Raw genomic sequence first — 16,507 nt, 5'->3', positions numbered from 1 at the left:
TCCCCGAACGACACGCGCCGCGCGCCGGCAGGGCCGGCGGCGGCGCGTGCGAAGCAGCCGGCGCGACGGTGCGCGCGGCCGCGCGTTATCCGAAGTGCGCGACCAGGATCAGCGTGACCGTGACGACGATCGCGCCGCCGATGCGGGTGGCGATCTGCGCGAACGGCATCAGCTGCATCCGGTTCGCGGCGGTCAGGATCGCGACGTCGCCGGTGCCGCCTTGCCCGCTGTGGCAGGCGTTCACGATTGCGGTGTCGATAGGGTACATCTTCAGCAGGCGGCCGACCACGAAACCGGTGCCCATCAGCGTCGCGACGGTCGACACGATCGTGACCACGTTGACGATCGTGAACGCGGCGGTCAGCTTGTCCCACGGCGTCATCGCGACGCCGATCGCGAACAGCAGCGGATACGTGACGGCGGTCGAGAAGAACTTGTAGACGACGAACGCGCCTTCCTGCAGCGGCGGCGACACCGCGCGCGCGAGCTTCACCAGCACCGCGAGGAACAGCATCGCGACCGGCGCGGGCAGGCCGAACAGCTTGTGCGCCATCAGGCCGACGAGATACAGCGTGATCGCGGTGATGCCGGCGCCCGCGATGTGCGTGACGTCGACGTGGCCGCGGATCTCCTCGTTCTCCGGCGTCATGTCGCCGCTTTCGCCGACCTGCAGGCGGCCGTTGCCGGTGAGATGCGGCAGGCGCTTGCCGAGCATGTCGAGCGCGCCCGACAGGATGATCGCGGTCAGGCTGCCGAGCATCACCGACGGGAGCACCATCGCGAACATCTCGCCTTGCGGCAGGTGCATCAGTTCCGAATAGCCGATCGACAGCGGAATCGCGCCTTCGCCGACGCCGCCCGCCATGATCGGCACGACGATGTACAGCAGCGTGTGGCGCGCGCCGAGGCCGAGCGCGGTGCCGACGGCCGTGCCGACGATCGCCGCGGCGACCGACCCGACGGCGAGCGGAACGAAGATCTTCACGAAGCCCTGGATCAGCACGCGGCGATCCATGCTCAGGATGCTGCCGACGATGATCGACGCGATGAACAGGTACAGGAAGTTGGTCGACTTGGTGAATTCGACCGTGAGGTTCAGCACCGGCTTCGGCAGCACGTGGTAGTACGTGAGCGCCGACGGCACGAAGGTCGCGAAGATCGCGGCCGCGCCGATGTTGCGCAGCAGCGGCAGGCGCTTGCCGAGTTCGGCGCAGGTGAAGCCGAAGAACGCGAGCACCGCGATCGCCATCGAGATCTCGCCGGGCACCTTGCCCGTCACCGCGAAGCCGACGATCAGCCCGAACAGGATCACGTAGATCGGCAGCGGAATGATGCCGATGCGGATTTCCATCAGCTTCCACCAGCCTTCCGGCCAGAAGCGTTCACGCGTGGCGGGACCGGCGGCGGCAATCGGTTCCGGATGGGACGGGGTGTGGATAGAGGTCTGCAAGACGTGTCTCCTGATGTTTGGAATGCCTGCATCGCTTCGCGGCATCGTGTGCCGTCTATTACGCAACCCCCGTGCCAGTATTCCGGCCTGCCGGAATATTTTTAATGCATTGATTCATAAGGGATTTGTTTCGTCTGCGGAAAGGGTTTTCCAGACAGGCTGGCCGAGATTTCGGAATCGGCGCGGCGCTCAGGCCGAGATTTCGGCCTGGCGGCGGCCCGGGCGGCCGGCCATGCCAGCCGCCCGGGCCGCCGCCCGCCATATCGCCGCGCGCGATTTTCTTCGCACAATCGCTTCGTAGACCGCCCACCCGCCGCTCTCTATCATCGGCTGATCTTTTTCCGATGCGACGACGACTGTCCGGAGAACGCCCGCGCGTTCGCCGCGGCGTCGCTCATCCGTCGATACCGTCTTTGGACAGGAGAGTGGTTCCCATGCTGCATCCCGTATTTTCCGCCCGCTTTTCCGCCGGCCGTGTGGCCAGCCTGGCCCGCCTGCTGACGGCCGCGCTGCTCGGCGTCGTGCTGCTGAACGGCGCGCGCGCCGATACCGCGCCGCTGAAGGTGGGCATCTCGACCAGCCCGCAGATCGAGGCGCTGAAGATCGCCGCGAAGGAGGCGAAGGAGCAGGGCCTCGACGTGAAGATCGTCGAATTCACCGACTGGAATACGCCGAACGCGGCGCTCGCGAACAAGGACATCGACGTCAACTACTTCCAGCACATCCCGTTTCTCGAGAACGCGAAGAAGCAGGGCGGCTACAACTTCATCTCGATCGCGCCCGGCACGATCATGAAGATCGGCCTCTATTCGAAGAAGGTGAAAAGCTTCGCCGAGCTGAAGGACGGCGCGCGCGTCGCGATCGCGAACGATCCGGTCAACGGCGGGCGCGGGCTGTTGCTGCTGCAGCGCGCGGGGCTCATCACGCTGAAGCCGGGCGCCGACTACCGCGCGACGACGCACGACATCGTGGCCAACCCGAAGCACCTGAAGATCATTCCGCTCGAAGCGTCGCAGCTCGCGCGTTCGCTCGACGACGTCGATCTCGCGCAGGGCTACCCGAGCTTCATCAAGCTCGCCGGCACGACCGACCCGAACAGCGCGCTGCTGTTCGACGGCACCGAGAACAAGAACTTCGCGATCCAGTGGGTCGTGCGGCCCGAGAGCGCGAACGACGCGCGCATCCGCAAGTTCATCTCGATCTATCAGCACTCGCCGGCCGTGCGCCGTGCGCTCGACAACGCGTTCGGCTCGCTGTACGCGATCGCATGGTGACGGAGGCGGCATGACGACGGCGAACCGCAAGAAGATCCTGCTCAACGCGTTCAACATGAACTGCGTCGGGCACATCAACCACGGGCTGTGGACGCATCCGCGCGACCGCTCCGCGCACTACACCGATCTCGACTACTGGGCCGATCTCGCGAGGACGCTGGAGCGCGGCAAGTTCGACGGAATCTTTCTCGCGGACATCGTCGGCGTGTACGACGTGTTCGGCGGCGGGCCGGACGCCGCGCTGCGCGAGTCGGTGCAGGTGCCCGTCAACGATCCGCTGCTGCTCGTGCCGGCGATGGCGCAGGTCACGCGGCATCTCGGCTTCGGCGTGACCGCGAACCTGACCTATGAGCCGCCGTACCTGTTCGCGCGCCGCATGTCGACGCTCGATCATCTGACGAAAGGGCGCGTGGGCTGGAACATCGTCACCGGCTACCTCGACAGTGCCGCGCGCGGGATGGGCCTCGCGCAGCAGATCGGCCACGACGACCGCTACGAGCGCGCCGACGACTACATGGACGTCGTCTACAAGCTGTGGGAACAGAGCTGGGACGACGACGCGGTGATCCGCGACGCGCAGGCGCGCGTGTTCGCGCAGCCGGGCAAGGTGCGGCGCGTGACGCACGACGGGCCGTTCTATTCGATCGATGCGATTCATCTGAGCGAACCGTCGCTGCAGCGCACGCCGGTGCTGTACCAGGCCGGCTCGTCCGCGCGCGGCGTCGAGTTCGCGGGCCGTCACGCGGAATGCGTGTTCGTGAACGGGCAGAGCAAGGCCGCGGCGCGCGCGGCGGCGCTCGACATTCGCGCGGCCGCCGCACGGCAGGGGCGCGACCCGGCGTCGATCAGGATCTTTGCCGGCGTGAGCGTCGTGACGGCCGAGACCGAGCTGCTTGCCCGCGAAAAGTTCGACGAATACCGGCGCTACGCGAGCCCGGAAGCCGGCCTCGCGCATTTCGCGAGCTCGACCGGCATCGACTTCGCGAAGTACGGCCTCGACGAGCCGATCTCGTACGTGAAGACCGATTCGATCCAGTCGGCCGTCGACGCGATCTCGCGCAAGAGCACGACCGGCACGTGGACCGTGCGCCGGATGCTCGAACAGATGTCGCTCGGCGGCCGCTACGCGCCGATCGTCGGTTCGCCGTCGCAGGTCGCGGACGAGCTGCAGTCGTGGATCGACGAGACCGGCATCGACGGCTTCAACCTGACGCGCACCGTGATGCCCGAGTCGTTCGAGGATTTCGTCGACTGGGTCGTGCCCGAGCTGCAGAACCGCGGCGTCTACAAGGAAGACTACGATCCCGCGCCGACGCTGCGCGAGAAGCTGTTCGGCGCGGGCCCGCGCCTGCCCGCCTGGCACACCGGCGCGCGGCATCGGCCGGCGGCCGTGGCCGAACCCGCGCATCCCGCGCATGCCTGAACGTGACGGAGCGAAGCGATGACGCAATTGTTCGATACGCTGGGTTTCATCGAGGCGTCGGCCGTGCGGGCCGGGGCAGGCGGCGGTGCGGCGGCGCATGACGAAGCGGTGACGCCGGCCGACGGCGCGGCCGTGTCGCTGGAGCAGGTCGGCAAGGTATTCGCGACGCCGCGCGGGCAGGCCGCCGCGCTGCGCGACGTGACGCTCGACGTGCGGCGCGGCGAGGTGTTCGGGATCATCGGCCGCAGCGGCGCCGGCAAGTCGACGCTGCTGCGGCTCCTGAACGGCCTCGAACGGCCGAGCTCGGGCCGCGTGCGCGTGCAGGGCGTCGACGTCGGCGCGCTCGACGAGGACGGCCTCGTCGCGTTGCGGCGCCGCACCGGCATGGTGTTCCAGCATTTCAACCTGCTGTCCGCGAAGACGGTGTTCGAGAACGTCGCGCTGCCGCTGAAGATCGCCGGCGTGCCGAAGGCCGAGCGCGCGCGCAAGGTCGACGCGCTGCTCGATCTCGTCGGGCTCGCCGCGAAGCGCGACGCGTATCCGGCGAGCCTGTCGGGCGGGCAGAAGCAGCGCGTCGGCATCGCGCGGGCGCTCGTGCACGATCCGGAGGTGCTGCTGTGCGACGAAGCGACGTCGGCGCTCGATCCGGAAACCACGCAATCGATCCTCGCGCTGCTCGCCGACATCAACCGCCGCCTCGGTCTGACGATCGTGCTGATCACGCACGAGATGGAGGTGATCCGCGCGGTGTGCGACACGGTCGCGGTGATCGAACAGGGCGAAGTCGTCGAAACGGGGCCCGTGTGGCGCGTGTTCGGCGATCCGCGCCACGGCGCGACGCGCGCGCTGCTGAGCACGCTGCAGCATGACCTGCCGGCTGAGCTGGCCGCGCGCGTGCGGCCGCTGCCCGAACAATCCGCGCTGCCCGACGGCGCCCGGATCGTGCTGGACGTCCACTATACGGGCGAGAGCGGCGGCGAGCCGGACGTCGGCGCGCTCGCGGCGGCGCTCGGCGGCTCCGTGCGGTTCCTGCACGGCGGCATCGAAAGCATCCAGGGGCACGCGCAGGGGCGGCTCGTGATCGCCGCGACGCCGCGTGCGGATGACGCCGGCGCGGCGGTCGCCGCGCTGCTCGAGCGCGCGCGCCGTCATGCGAATCATGCGGAGGTGCTCGGCTATGTTTGAGCTCTGGTGGCCCGAACTGCTCGACGCGATCCGCGACACGCTGTCGATGGTCGCCGCGTCGGCCGCGATCGCCGCGCTGATCGGCATCCCGCTCGCGGTGATCCTCGTGACCACCGCGCCCGGCGGCATCTACGCGCGGCGCGGCGTGAACGCGGTGCTCGGCGCGCTCGTCAACGTGTTCCGCTCGACCCCGTTCATCATCCTGCTGGTCGCGCTGCTGCCGTTCACGCGCGTGCTGATCGGCACGACGATCGGCGTGTGGGCGGCCGTCGTGCCGCTGTCGATCGCCGCGATCCCGTTCTTCGCGCGAATCGCCGAAGTGAGCCTGCGCGAAGTCGATCGGGGGCTGATCGAGGCCGCGCTCGCGATGGGCGCGAAGCGCCGCCACATCGTTTGGCACGTGCTGCTGCCGGAGGCGCTGCCCGGCATGCTCGGCGGCTTCACGATCACCGTCGTCGCGCTGATCGGCTCGACCGCGATGGCGGGCGCCGTCGGCGCGGGCGGCCTCGGCGATCTCGCAATCCGCTATGGCTATCAACGTTTCGACACCACCGTCATGGCGACCGTGATCGTGATCCTGATCGCGCTCGTCTCGGCCGTGCAAATCACGGGCGACCGCCTGGTCCGACGCGTGACCCGGCGTACCTGAGCGACGCCACGAGCGTCCGCTCGTTTCATTCCTGATCCTGAGAGAAAAAACATGACCTTGCCCATCGGCGCGCCGCGCGAATGGAACGGACAATTCGAGGAAACGCTGTTTCTGGAGGTGGCGCGACGCCATCGTCCGGACTTCCCCGACAAACTCGCGACGCCGCCGCGCGAGCCGCGCAACGACGACGAACGGGCCGCCGTCGCCGATTACTACACGAAGATGGCGTCGCACGATCTCTTCATCGTGCAGGTCGTCGCGAAGGCGATCGACACGCTGTTCCGCGACGATCCGCATTTCCAGCTGATTTTGTCGCGCCAGCTGGGCGACGACGGCGCACACGCGGTGATCGGCCGCGAGCGCGTAACCGAACTCACCGGGCGCGATCCGCTGCCGGAAGTCGACCGGCTCGTCGCCGCGCACTGGGCGCGCATCGGCGACATCGCGGTGCGCGACGTCGCGGGCTTTCTCGCGTTCGAATGGCATTACGAGCTGCACATCCTCGCGAAGCTGTGGATCCAGCGCAAGACGGGGCGTATCGGCGACAGCGCGATGCGCGAGCACGGCGAGAACCGGATCCGGCCGGACGAGGAATGGCATCGCGTGCAGATCGTCCAGTGGTGGTTCGACACGCTGCACGCGCTTGCGCCCGCCGAGCGCGACGCGCTGATCGATCGCGTGATCGCGGCCGACGAGGAAACCCAGGCGCGGCTCGACGGCTATCTGCACGACGAGTACGCGCATACCGCACTGGTATTCGGCGCGGATATCGCGGAATATCGTGCGATCTACGACGACTGGCGGCGCGAGATCCTGTCGCGGCTGACCGGCCGCCGGCTCGGCGCGCTCGTACCGCTGTCGGGCGAAACCGTTGAACAGGAAGCTGTCGCATGAACGATCCACGCGGCCCGGCGACGCTGGCGCCGGATACCGATACACCGGCCGTCGACCGCGCTGCGCTGGCCCGCGCGATCGACGCGCTGCGCGTGAGCGCCGCCGAGCGCGACCGCGCGGGCGGTCATGCCGCGCGGGAGAAGCAGTGGCTCGCCGACGCGGGCCTGCTGACGCTCGCGGTGCCGCGCGCGTTCGGCGGGCAGGAAGCAGCGTGGCCGGCGATCTACGACGTGATCCGGCAGGTCGCGCGGGTCGACAGCGCGCTCGCGCATCTCGTCGGCTTTCAGTGCCTGCAGGTGGTGAGCGTCGACGTATGGGGTAACGCCGCGCAGCGCGAGCGCTACCTGCGCGGCACGGTGGACGGGCGCTGGTGGTGGGGCAACGCGGTCAATCCGCTCGACACGCGGCTCGTGGCCACGGCGACGCCCGACGGCGGCTACCGGCTCGACGGCGTGAAGGGCTTCTGTTCCGGCACGCGCGGCTCGCAGCGGATGACGGTGTCCGCGCACGATCCGGCCATCGGCCGCACCGTGTTCGGCGTGGTGCCGACCGATCGGGCCGGAATCACGGTCAACGACGACTGGGATCCGGTCGGCCAGCGCCAGACCGACAGCGGCAGCGTGCGCTTCGACGGCGTGACGCTCGCGGCGGACGAAGTGCTGCATCGCTCGGAAGCGCCGCCGACGCCGCGCGCGACATTGCGCACGCTCGTGTCGCAGCTCGTGCTGACCAACCTGTTCGTCGGCCTGGCGGAAGGCGCGCTGGCCGAGGCGCGCGACTACGTGCGGCAGCATGGCCGCCCGTGGGTTCATTCGGACGTCGAGCGGGCCGAAGACGATCCGTACACGCTGCAACGCTTCGGCGACATGCGTGTGCGTGCGATCGCCGCGGCGGCGCTGGCCGATCGCGCGGCCGTCGCGTTGCAGCACGCATGGGCGCGGCAGGATGCGCTGACAACCGACGAACGCGCCGAAGTCGCGCTCGCGGTATCCGAAGCGAAGATCGTCGCGCAGCGCGCGGCGCTCGACAACGGTGAGGCGCTGTTCGACGCATGCGGCGCGCGCGCGACGGCCGCGTCGCTGGGCCTCGACCGCTTCTGGCGGAACGCGCGCACCCACACGCTGCACGATCCGCTCGACTACCGCCTGCGCGATGTGGGCCGGTTCGCGCTGACCGCGGAATTGCCGCAGGCGTCGCTCTATACGTGAAGGCGGCCCGCCCTCTGCGCCGTGGCGCCGATGGCGGGCCGTCCCGCGTCAGGGGCAGCGCCCTGACGCGTCGTTGTCGCAAGCCGATTACCAGCGGTAGCCGACGCCCGCCCCCGCGCCGAACGAGCCGTGCCCCGACACCGCCGTCGTGACCGAGCCCTTGACGAGCCATTTCGCCGTCGCGACGGACAAGCCGACCGCCATCGCGCTTTGACCGCCGTACGTGCCGCCGCCGAGCGCGACGACCTTCTCGCCCGGCAGCACGGCTTGCGGCAGGTTCGCCATGGCGATCGCGCTCGCCGTGCCCGCATTCGCGTCCTTGCGGTACTTCGACATTTCCTCGCGCACGGAGTTGATCGCACCGTTCAACTGGCGCACGTTCACGCCGTCCGTCGGTGCGGTGCCGTCCGCCACGTTGGTCAACTGGCGCTCGGCCCCGGGCGAGCCGATCGACACCGTGTTGTCCCGATCGGCAACCGAATTCGCGCCCAGCGCCACGGCGTTGTTCGCGGTGGCCCGGCTGTTCGTGCCGATCGCGGTCGAATCCGTGCCGGACACGTTCGAGCCCGTGCCGATCGCCGTTCCGTTCGCCGCCGTGACTTTCGAATTCGTGCCAATGGCCGTTCCGTTCGTTGCGGTGACCGTGGCGTTGACGCCGACAGCCGTACCGTTGTCGCCCGAGACGTTCGAGCCGTTGCCGACCGCGGTGCCGTTCGTCGCGGTGACCGACGTATTCGTGCCGATCGCGGTGTCGGTCGGGTTCGTCACCGTGCCGCCCGGGACGCTCGACGAGATCTTGCCGACGGTCGTCGTGAGATTGGCCAGGTCCGCCGTCAGCGTCGACACCTGATTGGCGATCGAGAAGAGCTGCGAGCCGTTCACCGCATCGGTGCTGGTCGCGCTGATGGCGCCAGCCGCGACGTTGACGATCTGACGCTCGGCACCCGCGCTGCCGACGCTGACCACACCGACCGGCGTGCCCGCGAAGCCGCTGTAGGTCACGCCGTTGAGCGCCACGCTGTTGACGGTCGTATAGGCGCGCGTGGTCGCGTTCGCGCCCAGCGCGACGGAGTTCGCGTCGGCGGCGTTCGCTCCTTCGCCGATGGCGACCGCGTTCACGGCGGAGGCCGTCGCACGGGCAATGGCGACGCTGCCGGTCGCGGATGCCGAGCTGTCGACACCGAGCGCGACCGCATCGGCCGCGCCGGCATTGGCCTGGAAGCCGAGAGCCGTACCGCCTGCGGCAATGCTGCCCTTGCCCACGGCCGTCGAGAACGTCGCGGTGGCGCTCGCGCCTTGCCCGACCGCGGTCGACTGGTCGACGGCGAATGCGCCCTGACCGAAGGCGGACGCCGTGGCGCCGTTCGCGATGGCGCCGTTGCCGACCGCCGTTGCCTGAGTGCCGACTGCGCTCGAAGCCGTTCCGATCGCCGTCGCCTGGTCGCCGGTCGCCACGGCGTTTCCGCCGACGGCCGTCGCGAACGTACCGGTCGCGGCCGCCATGCGGCCGATCGCGACGGTCTCGCTATAGGCGCCGGTCGACGAGCCCGAATTCGCGACGGCCGCCGTGCCGATCGCGATGTTGTCGCAGCCGGTTGCCGCGGCCGGATACGTGCTGCTGCCCGAAATGGCGATGTTGCCGACGCAGCCCGCGGACGTTTCGGTCGAAGTGCCGTTCTGCACATAGTCGGCTCGCGCGGGCGCGGAAGCGGCGAATGCGGCCACGGCTGCGCTGACCGTGACGGCAAGCGCGACCTTCGATGTGCGCGGTGCGCGTTGTACGGAATTTCCCAACCCTTGATGATGCGTGTTCATTTGTTTTCCTGAGCTCGATGTAAAAATCGTGTTGTGGCTTACATGGCCCCCGCTCGCCATCCCCGTTGCATCGATTCGTTCGTGTCTCTTTCGTGACGGATATCGATTTTTCGATCTGTAAAAATGAAAGGTCTACTAACGAAATTTAACCTTCGTCGGTCTCGACGCGACGGGAGCCGGGCGCGGATTACGGCGACTTGCTTGTTTCCGTCACGGCTGTGTCAAAACTTCGCGAATCCGAAGTCCGGATCGCGACGACGCATTTTGATGGATTCGAGTCGTGCGCATGTTTGCCGCGGCGGCTGAACGCTATGCTTCGGCAGACACTCGTCGAGTGGGGGCGTGATGAGGCAGTGAGCGATCACCGGCGCCGGGCAGCCGGGCTGCCGACGATCACGCGCTCGCTGGCGAGGAAGAGGAGGCGGCGACGCTGCCTGATGCATGTGCTCACACCGGCGGCGGCACCGGCCTGCGCTTGCCGGTCGTCCACATGAAGACGGGATCCGTGCGACGCGCTGCGTTGTCGGCGCGTCACTGCGCCGGCAACGCGTCCGCCAGCGCCCGCATCGCGTCCACCGTTTCCGGGTTCGCCGGAAAGAACGCCTCGATCGCGAGTTCCGACAGCGTCACGTCGACCGGCGTGCCGAACACCGTCGTCGTGCTGAAGAAGGTCAGCTCGCCGTTCGCCGTGCGCAGCCGCAGCGGCACGGCGATATCCGCGAAATCGGTGCGTGCGTGCGAATCGTCGGGCTGGCCGGCCGGCGCCGGATACGCGGCGAGCTCGTCGCGCAGCGCATGCAGCGTGCGGTCGCCGCTTGCGTCGATCTGCCGCTGCAGCCGATGCAGGATATGCGCGCGCCATTCGTGCCAGTTGACGATCCGCGCGGCGAGACCGTCGGGATGCAGGCTCAGCCGCAACACATTCACGGGCGGCTGCAGCAGCGCCGGATCGGCCTGCGCGACCAGCGCGCCGAGCATCCGGTTCGCGGCGAGCAGCGTCCAGTGGCGATCCACCGCAAGCGCGGGGTAGGGCTCGTGGCCGCGCAGCACGGCTTCGACCGCGTGGCGCGCGGCATCGAGCTGCGGATCGGAGAACGGCCGCTCGCGAAACAGCGGTGCATAGCCGGCCGCGACGAGCAGCGCATTGCGTTCGCGCAGCGGCACGTCGAGGCGCTCCGCGAGGTGCAGCACCATCTCGCGGCTCGGCTGCGCGCGGCCCGATTCGACGAAGCTCAGGTGTCGAGCGGATACGTCCGCCTCCAGCGCGAGCGCCATCTGGCTCAAGCGCCTGCGTTGACGCCACGTGCGCAGCAGCGGGCCGATGCCGGATACGCGGCCGGCGGACGGGGGAAGCGAATGGAGGGCGGCGGTCGAGTTCATGGTGGAGATGATAGGCAATCCTGCGCGCGTCGGGCATTACCCGGCAGGTAAGCATTTCAGGCCGGCGTGCTTCGCCGCTTGAGTCGATTCCGCCGGCTGTCACCGTGGCCTCCCTCCCGCCCCGCATTTCGCTCCCTGGCGCGTCGCGCCGCTGCGTTACCATAGCCCCCGTGCCACCTGAGAGGCGGCGCCGGACCCGCGGCCACGATGCCAGGGCCGGACGCCGCGCACATCGACAACAAGGCATTCCAGGGGAATCCAACAATGAAAAAACTTGCCGTCCGGCTCGCCTGCGTGGCGACGCTCGCCCTCGCCGCGACCAGCGGCCACGCGCAGACCGAAGCCGCGCAGGTCGAAATGAGGGCCGCCGCCGCGGCCGCCAACGAAGCGGTCGTGAAGGGGCCGACCGACATCGACGTGAAACACGAAGCCGTGCTGAAGCTGAAGGCCGGCGAGTCGTTCGTGCCGGCCGCCGAAGCCGGCCGCTACCTGCGCTCGATGGGCAACGCGATCGACGAATCGAAGCTGGTCGGCCTCGTGCTGCCCGACGATCCGGACGCCGACTGGATCTCGGTCGTGTCGTTCGAGCCGAGCGGCTACATCCGCGACGACGACGCGAAGGACTGGAAGCCCGACGAGCTGCTGAAAAGCCTGCAGGCCGGCACCGAGGAAAACAACCCGGCGCGCAAGGCGCGCGGCCTGCCCGAAACCGAGGTGGTCGGCTGGGCGAAGGCGCCCGCGTACGACGCGGCCACGCACCGGCTCGTGTGGTCCGCGATCATCCGCGACAAGGGCGCGGCGCCGAATGCGGGGACCGACGGCGTGAACTACCGGACGCTCGTGCTCGGCCGCGACGGCTACCTGTCGCTGACGATGGCGTCGACGCTCGCCGACCTGCCGAAGTACAAGGCATCGGCCGACGCGCTGCTGTCGAACATCCGCTTCAACGACGGCAAGCGTTACGCCGACTTCAACCAGTCGACCGACCACGTCGCCGAGTACGGGCTCGCGGCGCTGATCGTCGGCGTCGGCGCGAAGAAGCTCGGGCTGCTCGCGCTGATCGGCGCGTTCGCGGTGAAGTTCTTCAAGATCGGCGCGGTCGCGCTGCTGGCCGGCGGCGCGGCGCTCAAGCGTTTCTTCGGGCGCAAGCCGAAGGCGGCCGCGATGCCGGCCGTCGCCGACGCATCCGACGCGGCCGCCACGGAGCGCAAGGAATGACGAAGCTGCTGCTGCTGATCTTCGGCGGCCTGAAGCTCGGCAAGGTGCTCGTATCGGCCGGCACGATGCTCGCGTCGGTCGCGGTCTATGCGCTGTTCTACGGCTGGCGCTTCGCGGCCGGTTTCGTCGCGTTGCTGCTGGTGCACGAAGCCGGCCACTACGTCGCCGCGCAGCGGCGCGGGCTCGACGTCGGGCTGCCGACCTTCATCCCGTTCGTCGGCGCGTGGATCGAGTTGAAGGCGATGCCGCACGACGCGGAAACGGAAGCGTACGTCGGCCTTGCCGGGCCGTTCGTCGGCACGCTCGGCGCGCTGGCGTGCTACGCGGCCGCGCGCCACACCGACAGCAACCTGCTGCTCGCGCTGTCGTACACGGGTTTCTTCCTCAATCTGTTCAACATGATTCCGCTGTCGCCGTTCGACGGCGGGCGGATCACCGCGGTGCTGTCGCCGCGCATCTGGTTCGCGGGCGTACCGGTACTGATCGCGCTGTTCGCGTATCGGCCGAGCCCGCTGCTGATCGTGATGGCGATCCTCGCGCTGCCGCAGTTGAAGCGCGCGTGGCGCTACGATCCCGACGCGCCGGAGAACCGCTTGTACTACGCGACGTCGATCGAGACGAAGACGACCTACGCGCTCTGCTACGTCGGCCTGGTCGCGTTCCTCGCGCTGATGACGTCCGGCGTGCACGACATGCTGCGCGTCGTGCACGCGTCGACCTGACGTCGATCCGATGCAAAAACGGCGGCCGCTGTTACGCGGCCGCCTCTTTCCCGAGGTCGAGCCTCACGCGTCGCGATGACGCAGTTCGACGCGCTTGATGTCCTTCACGATCACGAGATAGCTGAACACGGTGACGAGCGCGTTCAGCCCGACGAACACGAGTGCGCCGTTGAACGAGCCGCTCGCGCCGACGAGATAGCCGATCGCGATCGGCGCGACGATGCCCGCCGTGTTGCCGAACATGTTGAACAGGCTGCCCGACAGGCCGATCGCTTCCTTCGGCGCGGTATCCGCGACGACGGCCCAGCCGAGCGAGCCGATCCCCTTGCCGAAGAACGACACGGCCATCAGCGTGATCACCAGCGCTTCGCTGTCGACGTAGTTGCAGCCGATGATCGCCATCGACAGCGCCATCCCGCCGACGATCGGGATCTTGCGCGCGAGCGTCAGCGAGACGCCGCGGCGGATCAGCGCATCCGACAGCATCCCGCCGAGCACGCCGCCGAGGAACCCGCAGATCGCCGGCAGCGACGTCATGAAGCCGGCCTTCAGCAGCGACATCCCGCGCGCCTGCACGAGGTAGATCGGGAACCACGTGAGGAAGAAGTACGTGAGCACGTTCACGCAGTACTGGCCGAGGTACACGCCGATCAGCATCCGGTTCGACAGCAACTGGCGCACGTAGTACCAGCCCGCCACGCGGCTGCCTTCGGAAGCGCCGCCGCCGCCGCGCGCGCCGGCGGGCTGGCCGCTCGACCGCACGAGCCCGCCGCCCTGCTCGATATGGTCGAGTTCCGCGCGGTTCACGGCCGGATGGTCGGCCGGGTCCTTCACGACGCGCAGCCACAGGAACGCGAGCGCGATGCCGGCCACGCCGAGCCACAGGTACACCTGGTGCCAGCCGTACGCATGCGTGAGCCAGGCCATCAGCGGCGAGAACACCACGGCCGCGAAGTACTGCGCGGCGTTGAAGATCGCCGACGCGGTGCCGCGCTCGGCGGTCGGGAACCAGCTCGCGACGACCTTCGCGTTCGCCGGAAACGCGGGGGCCTCCGCGATACCGACCGCGAAGCGCATCGCGAACAGCGCGGTGACCGCGAACGCGGCGCTGCCGCCGAGGCCGATCGTGCTCTGCAGCAGCGTGAACGCCGACCACAGGAAGATGCTCGCCGCATACACGCGCCGCGCGCCGAAGCGGTCGAGCAGCCAGCCGCTCGGCAGTTGCGCGAGCACGTACGCCCAGCTGAACGCCGAAAAGATGTAGCCCATCGTCACCGGGTCGATGCCGAACGCCTTGCGGATCGGCGTGCCGGTGATCGACAGCGTCGCGCGGTCCGCATAGTTGAGCGTCGTGACGACGAACAGCATCGCCAGGATCCAGTAGCGCACGGCGGTCCGGCGCGCGGTGCGCGCGAGATCGAGCGGAAGCTCGCGAGGGGAGGTCTGATTGTTCACTTTAAATGTACGTCGTCGTATGACATGGCCGAAAGTTTATTGACGATGGCCGAATTCAGAAACCTCGGGTTTTCCCTTTGAAGGCCTCGTCACAGTGTGGGAAAGTCGTGATTCGCTGGCCGGACAAGGCCGACGGAGTGTATCGTCGGCGCCTTCGCAGGCGGCGCGAACGATGTCATGATGTCGGCAGACATCGTATCTGTTGCGCTACAATGCGCTATCCATTCCCGAACCACGGAGCACACCCCATGCAACTGACAGGAGAGATGCTGATCGGCGCCGAAGCGGTGGCCGGCTCGGCCGGCACCTTGCACGCGTTCGATCCGACGAAGGGCGCGCCGATCGAGGCCCCGGCGTTCGGCGTCGCGACGCAGGCCGACGTCGACCGCGCGTGCGAGCTCGCACGCGACGCGTTCGATGCGTACCGCACGCAGCCGCTCGCGGCCCGCGCGGCGTTTCTCGAAGCGATCGCCGATGAAATCGTCGCGCTCGGCGACGCGCTGATCGAGCGCGCGCACGCCGAAACGGGGCTGCCCGTCGCGCGGCTGCAGGGCGAGCGAGGCCGCACCGTCGGCCAGCTTCGGCTGTTCGCACGCGTCGTGCGCGACGGGCGCTTCCTTGCCGCGTCGATCGACCCCGCGCAGCCCGCGCGCACGCCGCTGCCGCGCTCCGACCTGCGCCTGCAGAAGGTCGCGCTGGGGCCCGTCGCCGTGTTCGGCGCGAGCAATTTCCCGCTCGCGTTCTCGGTGGCCGGTGGCGACACCGCGTCGGCGCTCGCGGCCGGCTGCCCGGTGATCGTGAAAGCCCATGAAGCGCATCTCGGCACGTCCGAGCTGGTCGGCCGCGCGATCCGCGCCGCCGTCGAGAAAACCGGCATGCCGGCCGGCGTGTTCTCGCTGCTGATCGGCCCCGGCCGCGTGACCGGCGCGGCGCTGGTCAGCCATCCGGCGATCCAGGCCGTCGGTTTCACCGGTTCGCGGCAGGGCGGGATGGCGCTCGTGCAGCTTGCGAACGCGCGTCCGCAGCCGATTCCGGTCTATGCGGAAATGAGCAGCATCAACCCCGTCGTGCTGTTCCCGGCCGCGCTGGCCGCGCGCGGCGACGCGATCGCGACGGGCTTCGTCGATTCGCTGACGCTCGGCGTCGGCCAGTTCTGCACCAATCCGGGCCTCGTGCTCGCGATCGACGGCCCCGATCTCGACCGCTTCGAGACGGCCGCCGCGCAGGCGCTCGCGAAGAAGCCGGCCGGCGTGATGCTCACGCCGGGCATCGCCGATGCGTACCGCAACGGGCGCGGCAAGCTGGCCGAACTGCCGGGCGTGCGCGAAATCGGCGCGGGCGAGGCCGCGCAGAGTCACTGCCAGGCCGGCGGCGCGCTGTACGAAGTCGGCGCGCAGGCGTTCCTGGCCGAGCCGGCGTTCGGCCACGAAGTGTTCGGGCCGGCGTCGCTGATCGTGCGCTGCCGCGATCTCGACGAAGTCGCGCGCGTGCTCGACGCGCTCGAAGGCCAGTTGACGGCCACGCTGCAAGTCGACGCCGACGACAAGCCGCTCGCGCGCCGGCTGCTGCCGATCCTCGAACGCAAGGCCGGGCGCCTGCTGGTCAACGGCTACCCGACCGGCGTCGAGGTGTGCGACGCGATGGTGCACGGCGGGCCGTTCCCCGCGACGTCGAACCCGGCCGTCACGTCGGTCGGCGCGACCGCGATCGAGCGTTTCCTGCGGCCCGTGTGCTATCAGGATTTCCCGGACGACCTGCTGCCCGAAGCGCTGCAGGAAGGCAATCCGCTCGCGATTCCGCGGCTGCGGGACGGCAAGGCGGAGTGACGTGGCGG

At 68.9% G+C, this 16,507-nt stretch carries 13 protein-coding genes; 9 read left to right on the top strand and 4 right to left on the bottom strand.

Features of this window, described 5'->3' with window-relative positions:
- Nucleotides 1-85 precede the first annotated feature (85 nt).
- Complete coding sequence (locus CFB52_RS26910) at nucleotides 86-1,450, bottom strand: 2-hydroxycarboxylate transporter family protein (protein ID WP_059641609.1); 1,365 nt, start codon at nucleotides 1,448-1,450, stop codon at nucleotides 86-88.
- A gap of 434 nt (nucleotides 1,451-1,884) precedes the next feature.
- Here CFB52_RS26910 and CFB52_RS26905 point away from each other — a divergent pair, with 434 nt between their 5' ends.
- From CFB52_RS26905 to CFB52_RS26880, 6 genes are read left to right on the top strand one after another with little or no spacing between them, the layout of a single operon-like run.
- Nucleotides 1,885-2,724, top strand: coding sequence for a MetQ/NlpA family ABC transporter substrate-binding protein (locus tag CFB52_RS26905; protein WP_060309884.1), 840 nt, complete (start codon nucleotides 1,885-1,887; stop codon nucleotides 2,722-2,724).
- A 10-nt stretch (nucleotides 2,725-2,734) separates the two neighbouring features.
- The gene (locus tag CFB52_RS26900) at nucleotides 2,735-4,147 is read left to right on the top strand and encodes an LLM class flavin-dependent oxidoreductase (RefSeq protein ID WP_089465817.1); all 1,413 of its coding nucleotides are present in this window, start codon (nucleotides 2,735-2,737) and stop codon (nucleotides 4,145-4,147) included.
- A gap of 18 nt (nucleotides 4,148-4,165) precedes the next feature.
- On the top strand, nucleotides 4,166-5,332 hold the full coding sequence (locus tag CFB52_RS26895) for a methionine ABC transporter ATP-binding protein (protein ID WP_099317964.1): 1,167 nt from the start codon (nucleotides 4,166-4,168) through the stop codon (nucleotides 5,330-5,332).
- Entirely contained in the window at nucleotides 5,325-5,981 is a 657-nt protein-coding gene (locus CFB52_RS26890) for a methionine ABC transporter permease (protein ID WP_027781522.1), read from the top strand. The genes CFB52_RS26895 and CFB52_RS26890 overlap by 8 nt, the downstream gene beginning before the upstream one ends.
- A gap of 51 nt (nucleotides 5,982-6,032) precedes the next feature.
- Complete coding sequence (locus tag CFB52_RS26885) at nucleotides 6,033-6,875, top strand: hypothetical protein (RefSeq protein WP_059641622.1); 843 nt, start codon at nucleotides 6,033-6,035, stop codon at nucleotides 6,873-6,875.
- On the top strand, nucleotides 6,872-8,083 hold the full coding sequence (locus CFB52_RS26880) for an acyl-CoA dehydrogenase family protein (RefSeq protein ID WP_060309879.1): 1,212 nt from the start codon (nucleotides 6,872-6,874) through the stop codon (nucleotides 8,081-8,083). The genes CFB52_RS26885 and CFB52_RS26880 overlap by 4 nt, the downstream gene beginning before the upstream one ends.
- Nucleotides 8,084-8,170: 87 nt before the next feature.
- Here CFB52_RS26880 and CFB52_RS26875 read toward each other — a convergent pair whose 3' ends face one another.
- Complete coding sequence (locus tag CFB52_RS26875) at nucleotides 8,171-9,898, bottom strand: YadA family autotransporter adhesin (protein WP_099317963.1); 1,728 nt, start codon at nucleotides 9,896-9,898, stop codon at nucleotides 8,171-8,173.
- A 531-nt stretch (nucleotides 9,899-10,429) separates the two neighbouring features.
- Entirely contained in the window at nucleotides 10,430-11,278 is an 849-nt protein-coding gene (locus CFB52_RS26870; protein WP_060968302.1) for a helix-turn-helix domain-containing protein, read from the bottom strand.
- A 264-nt stretch (nucleotides 11,279-11,542) separates the two neighbouring features.
- Here CFB52_RS26870 and CFB52_RS26865 point away from each other — a divergent pair, with 264 nt between their 5' ends.
- Both CFB52_RS26865 and CFB52_RS26860 read left to right on the top strand, forming a co-directional pair.
- Nucleotides 11,543-12,496, top strand: coding sequence for a DUF2167 domain-containing protein (locus CFB52_RS26865; RefSeq protein WP_060309876.1), 954 nt, complete (start codon nucleotides 11,543-11,545; stop codon nucleotides 12,494-12,496).
- On the top strand, nucleotides 12,493-13,218 hold the full coding sequence (locus CFB52_RS26860) for a site-2 protease family protein (protein ID WP_099317962.1): 726 nt from the start codon (nucleotides 12,493-12,495) through the stop codon (nucleotides 13,216-13,218). The genes CFB52_RS26865 and CFB52_RS26860 overlap by 4 nt, the downstream gene beginning before the upstream one ends.
- A 63-nt stretch (nucleotides 13,219-13,281) precedes the next feature.
- Here the strand turns inward: CFB52_RS26860 and CFB52_RS26855 are convergent, their stop codons facing one another.
- Nucleotides 13,282-14,673, bottom strand: coding sequence for an MFS transporter (locus tag CFB52_RS26855; RefSeq protein WP_099317961.1), 1,392 nt, complete (start codon nucleotides 14,671-14,673; stop codon nucleotides 13,282-13,284).
- A gap of 248 nt (nucleotides 14,674-14,921) precedes the next feature.
- On the opposite strand from CFB52_RS26855, the gene CFB52_RS26850 reads away from it, so the two are divergent.
- On the top strand, nucleotides 14,922-16,499 hold the full coding sequence (locus CFB52_RS26850) for an aldehyde dehydrogenase (NADP(+)) (protein ID WP_099317960.1): 1,578 nt from the start codon (nucleotides 14,922-14,924) through the stop codon (nucleotides 16,497-16,499).
- Nucleotides 16,500-16,507: the final 8 nt, after the last annotated feature.

Origin of the sequence: Burkholderia sp. AU18528 (assembly GCF_002223215.2) — a bacterium.
Taxonomy (GTDB): domain Bacteria; phylum Pseudomonadota; class Gammaproteobacteria; order Burkholderiales; family Burkholderiaceae; genus Burkholderia; species Burkholderia semiarida.
Note: the sequence above shows the minus strand (reverse complement) of the source record. Positions and strands in the feature narration are given on the sequence as shown.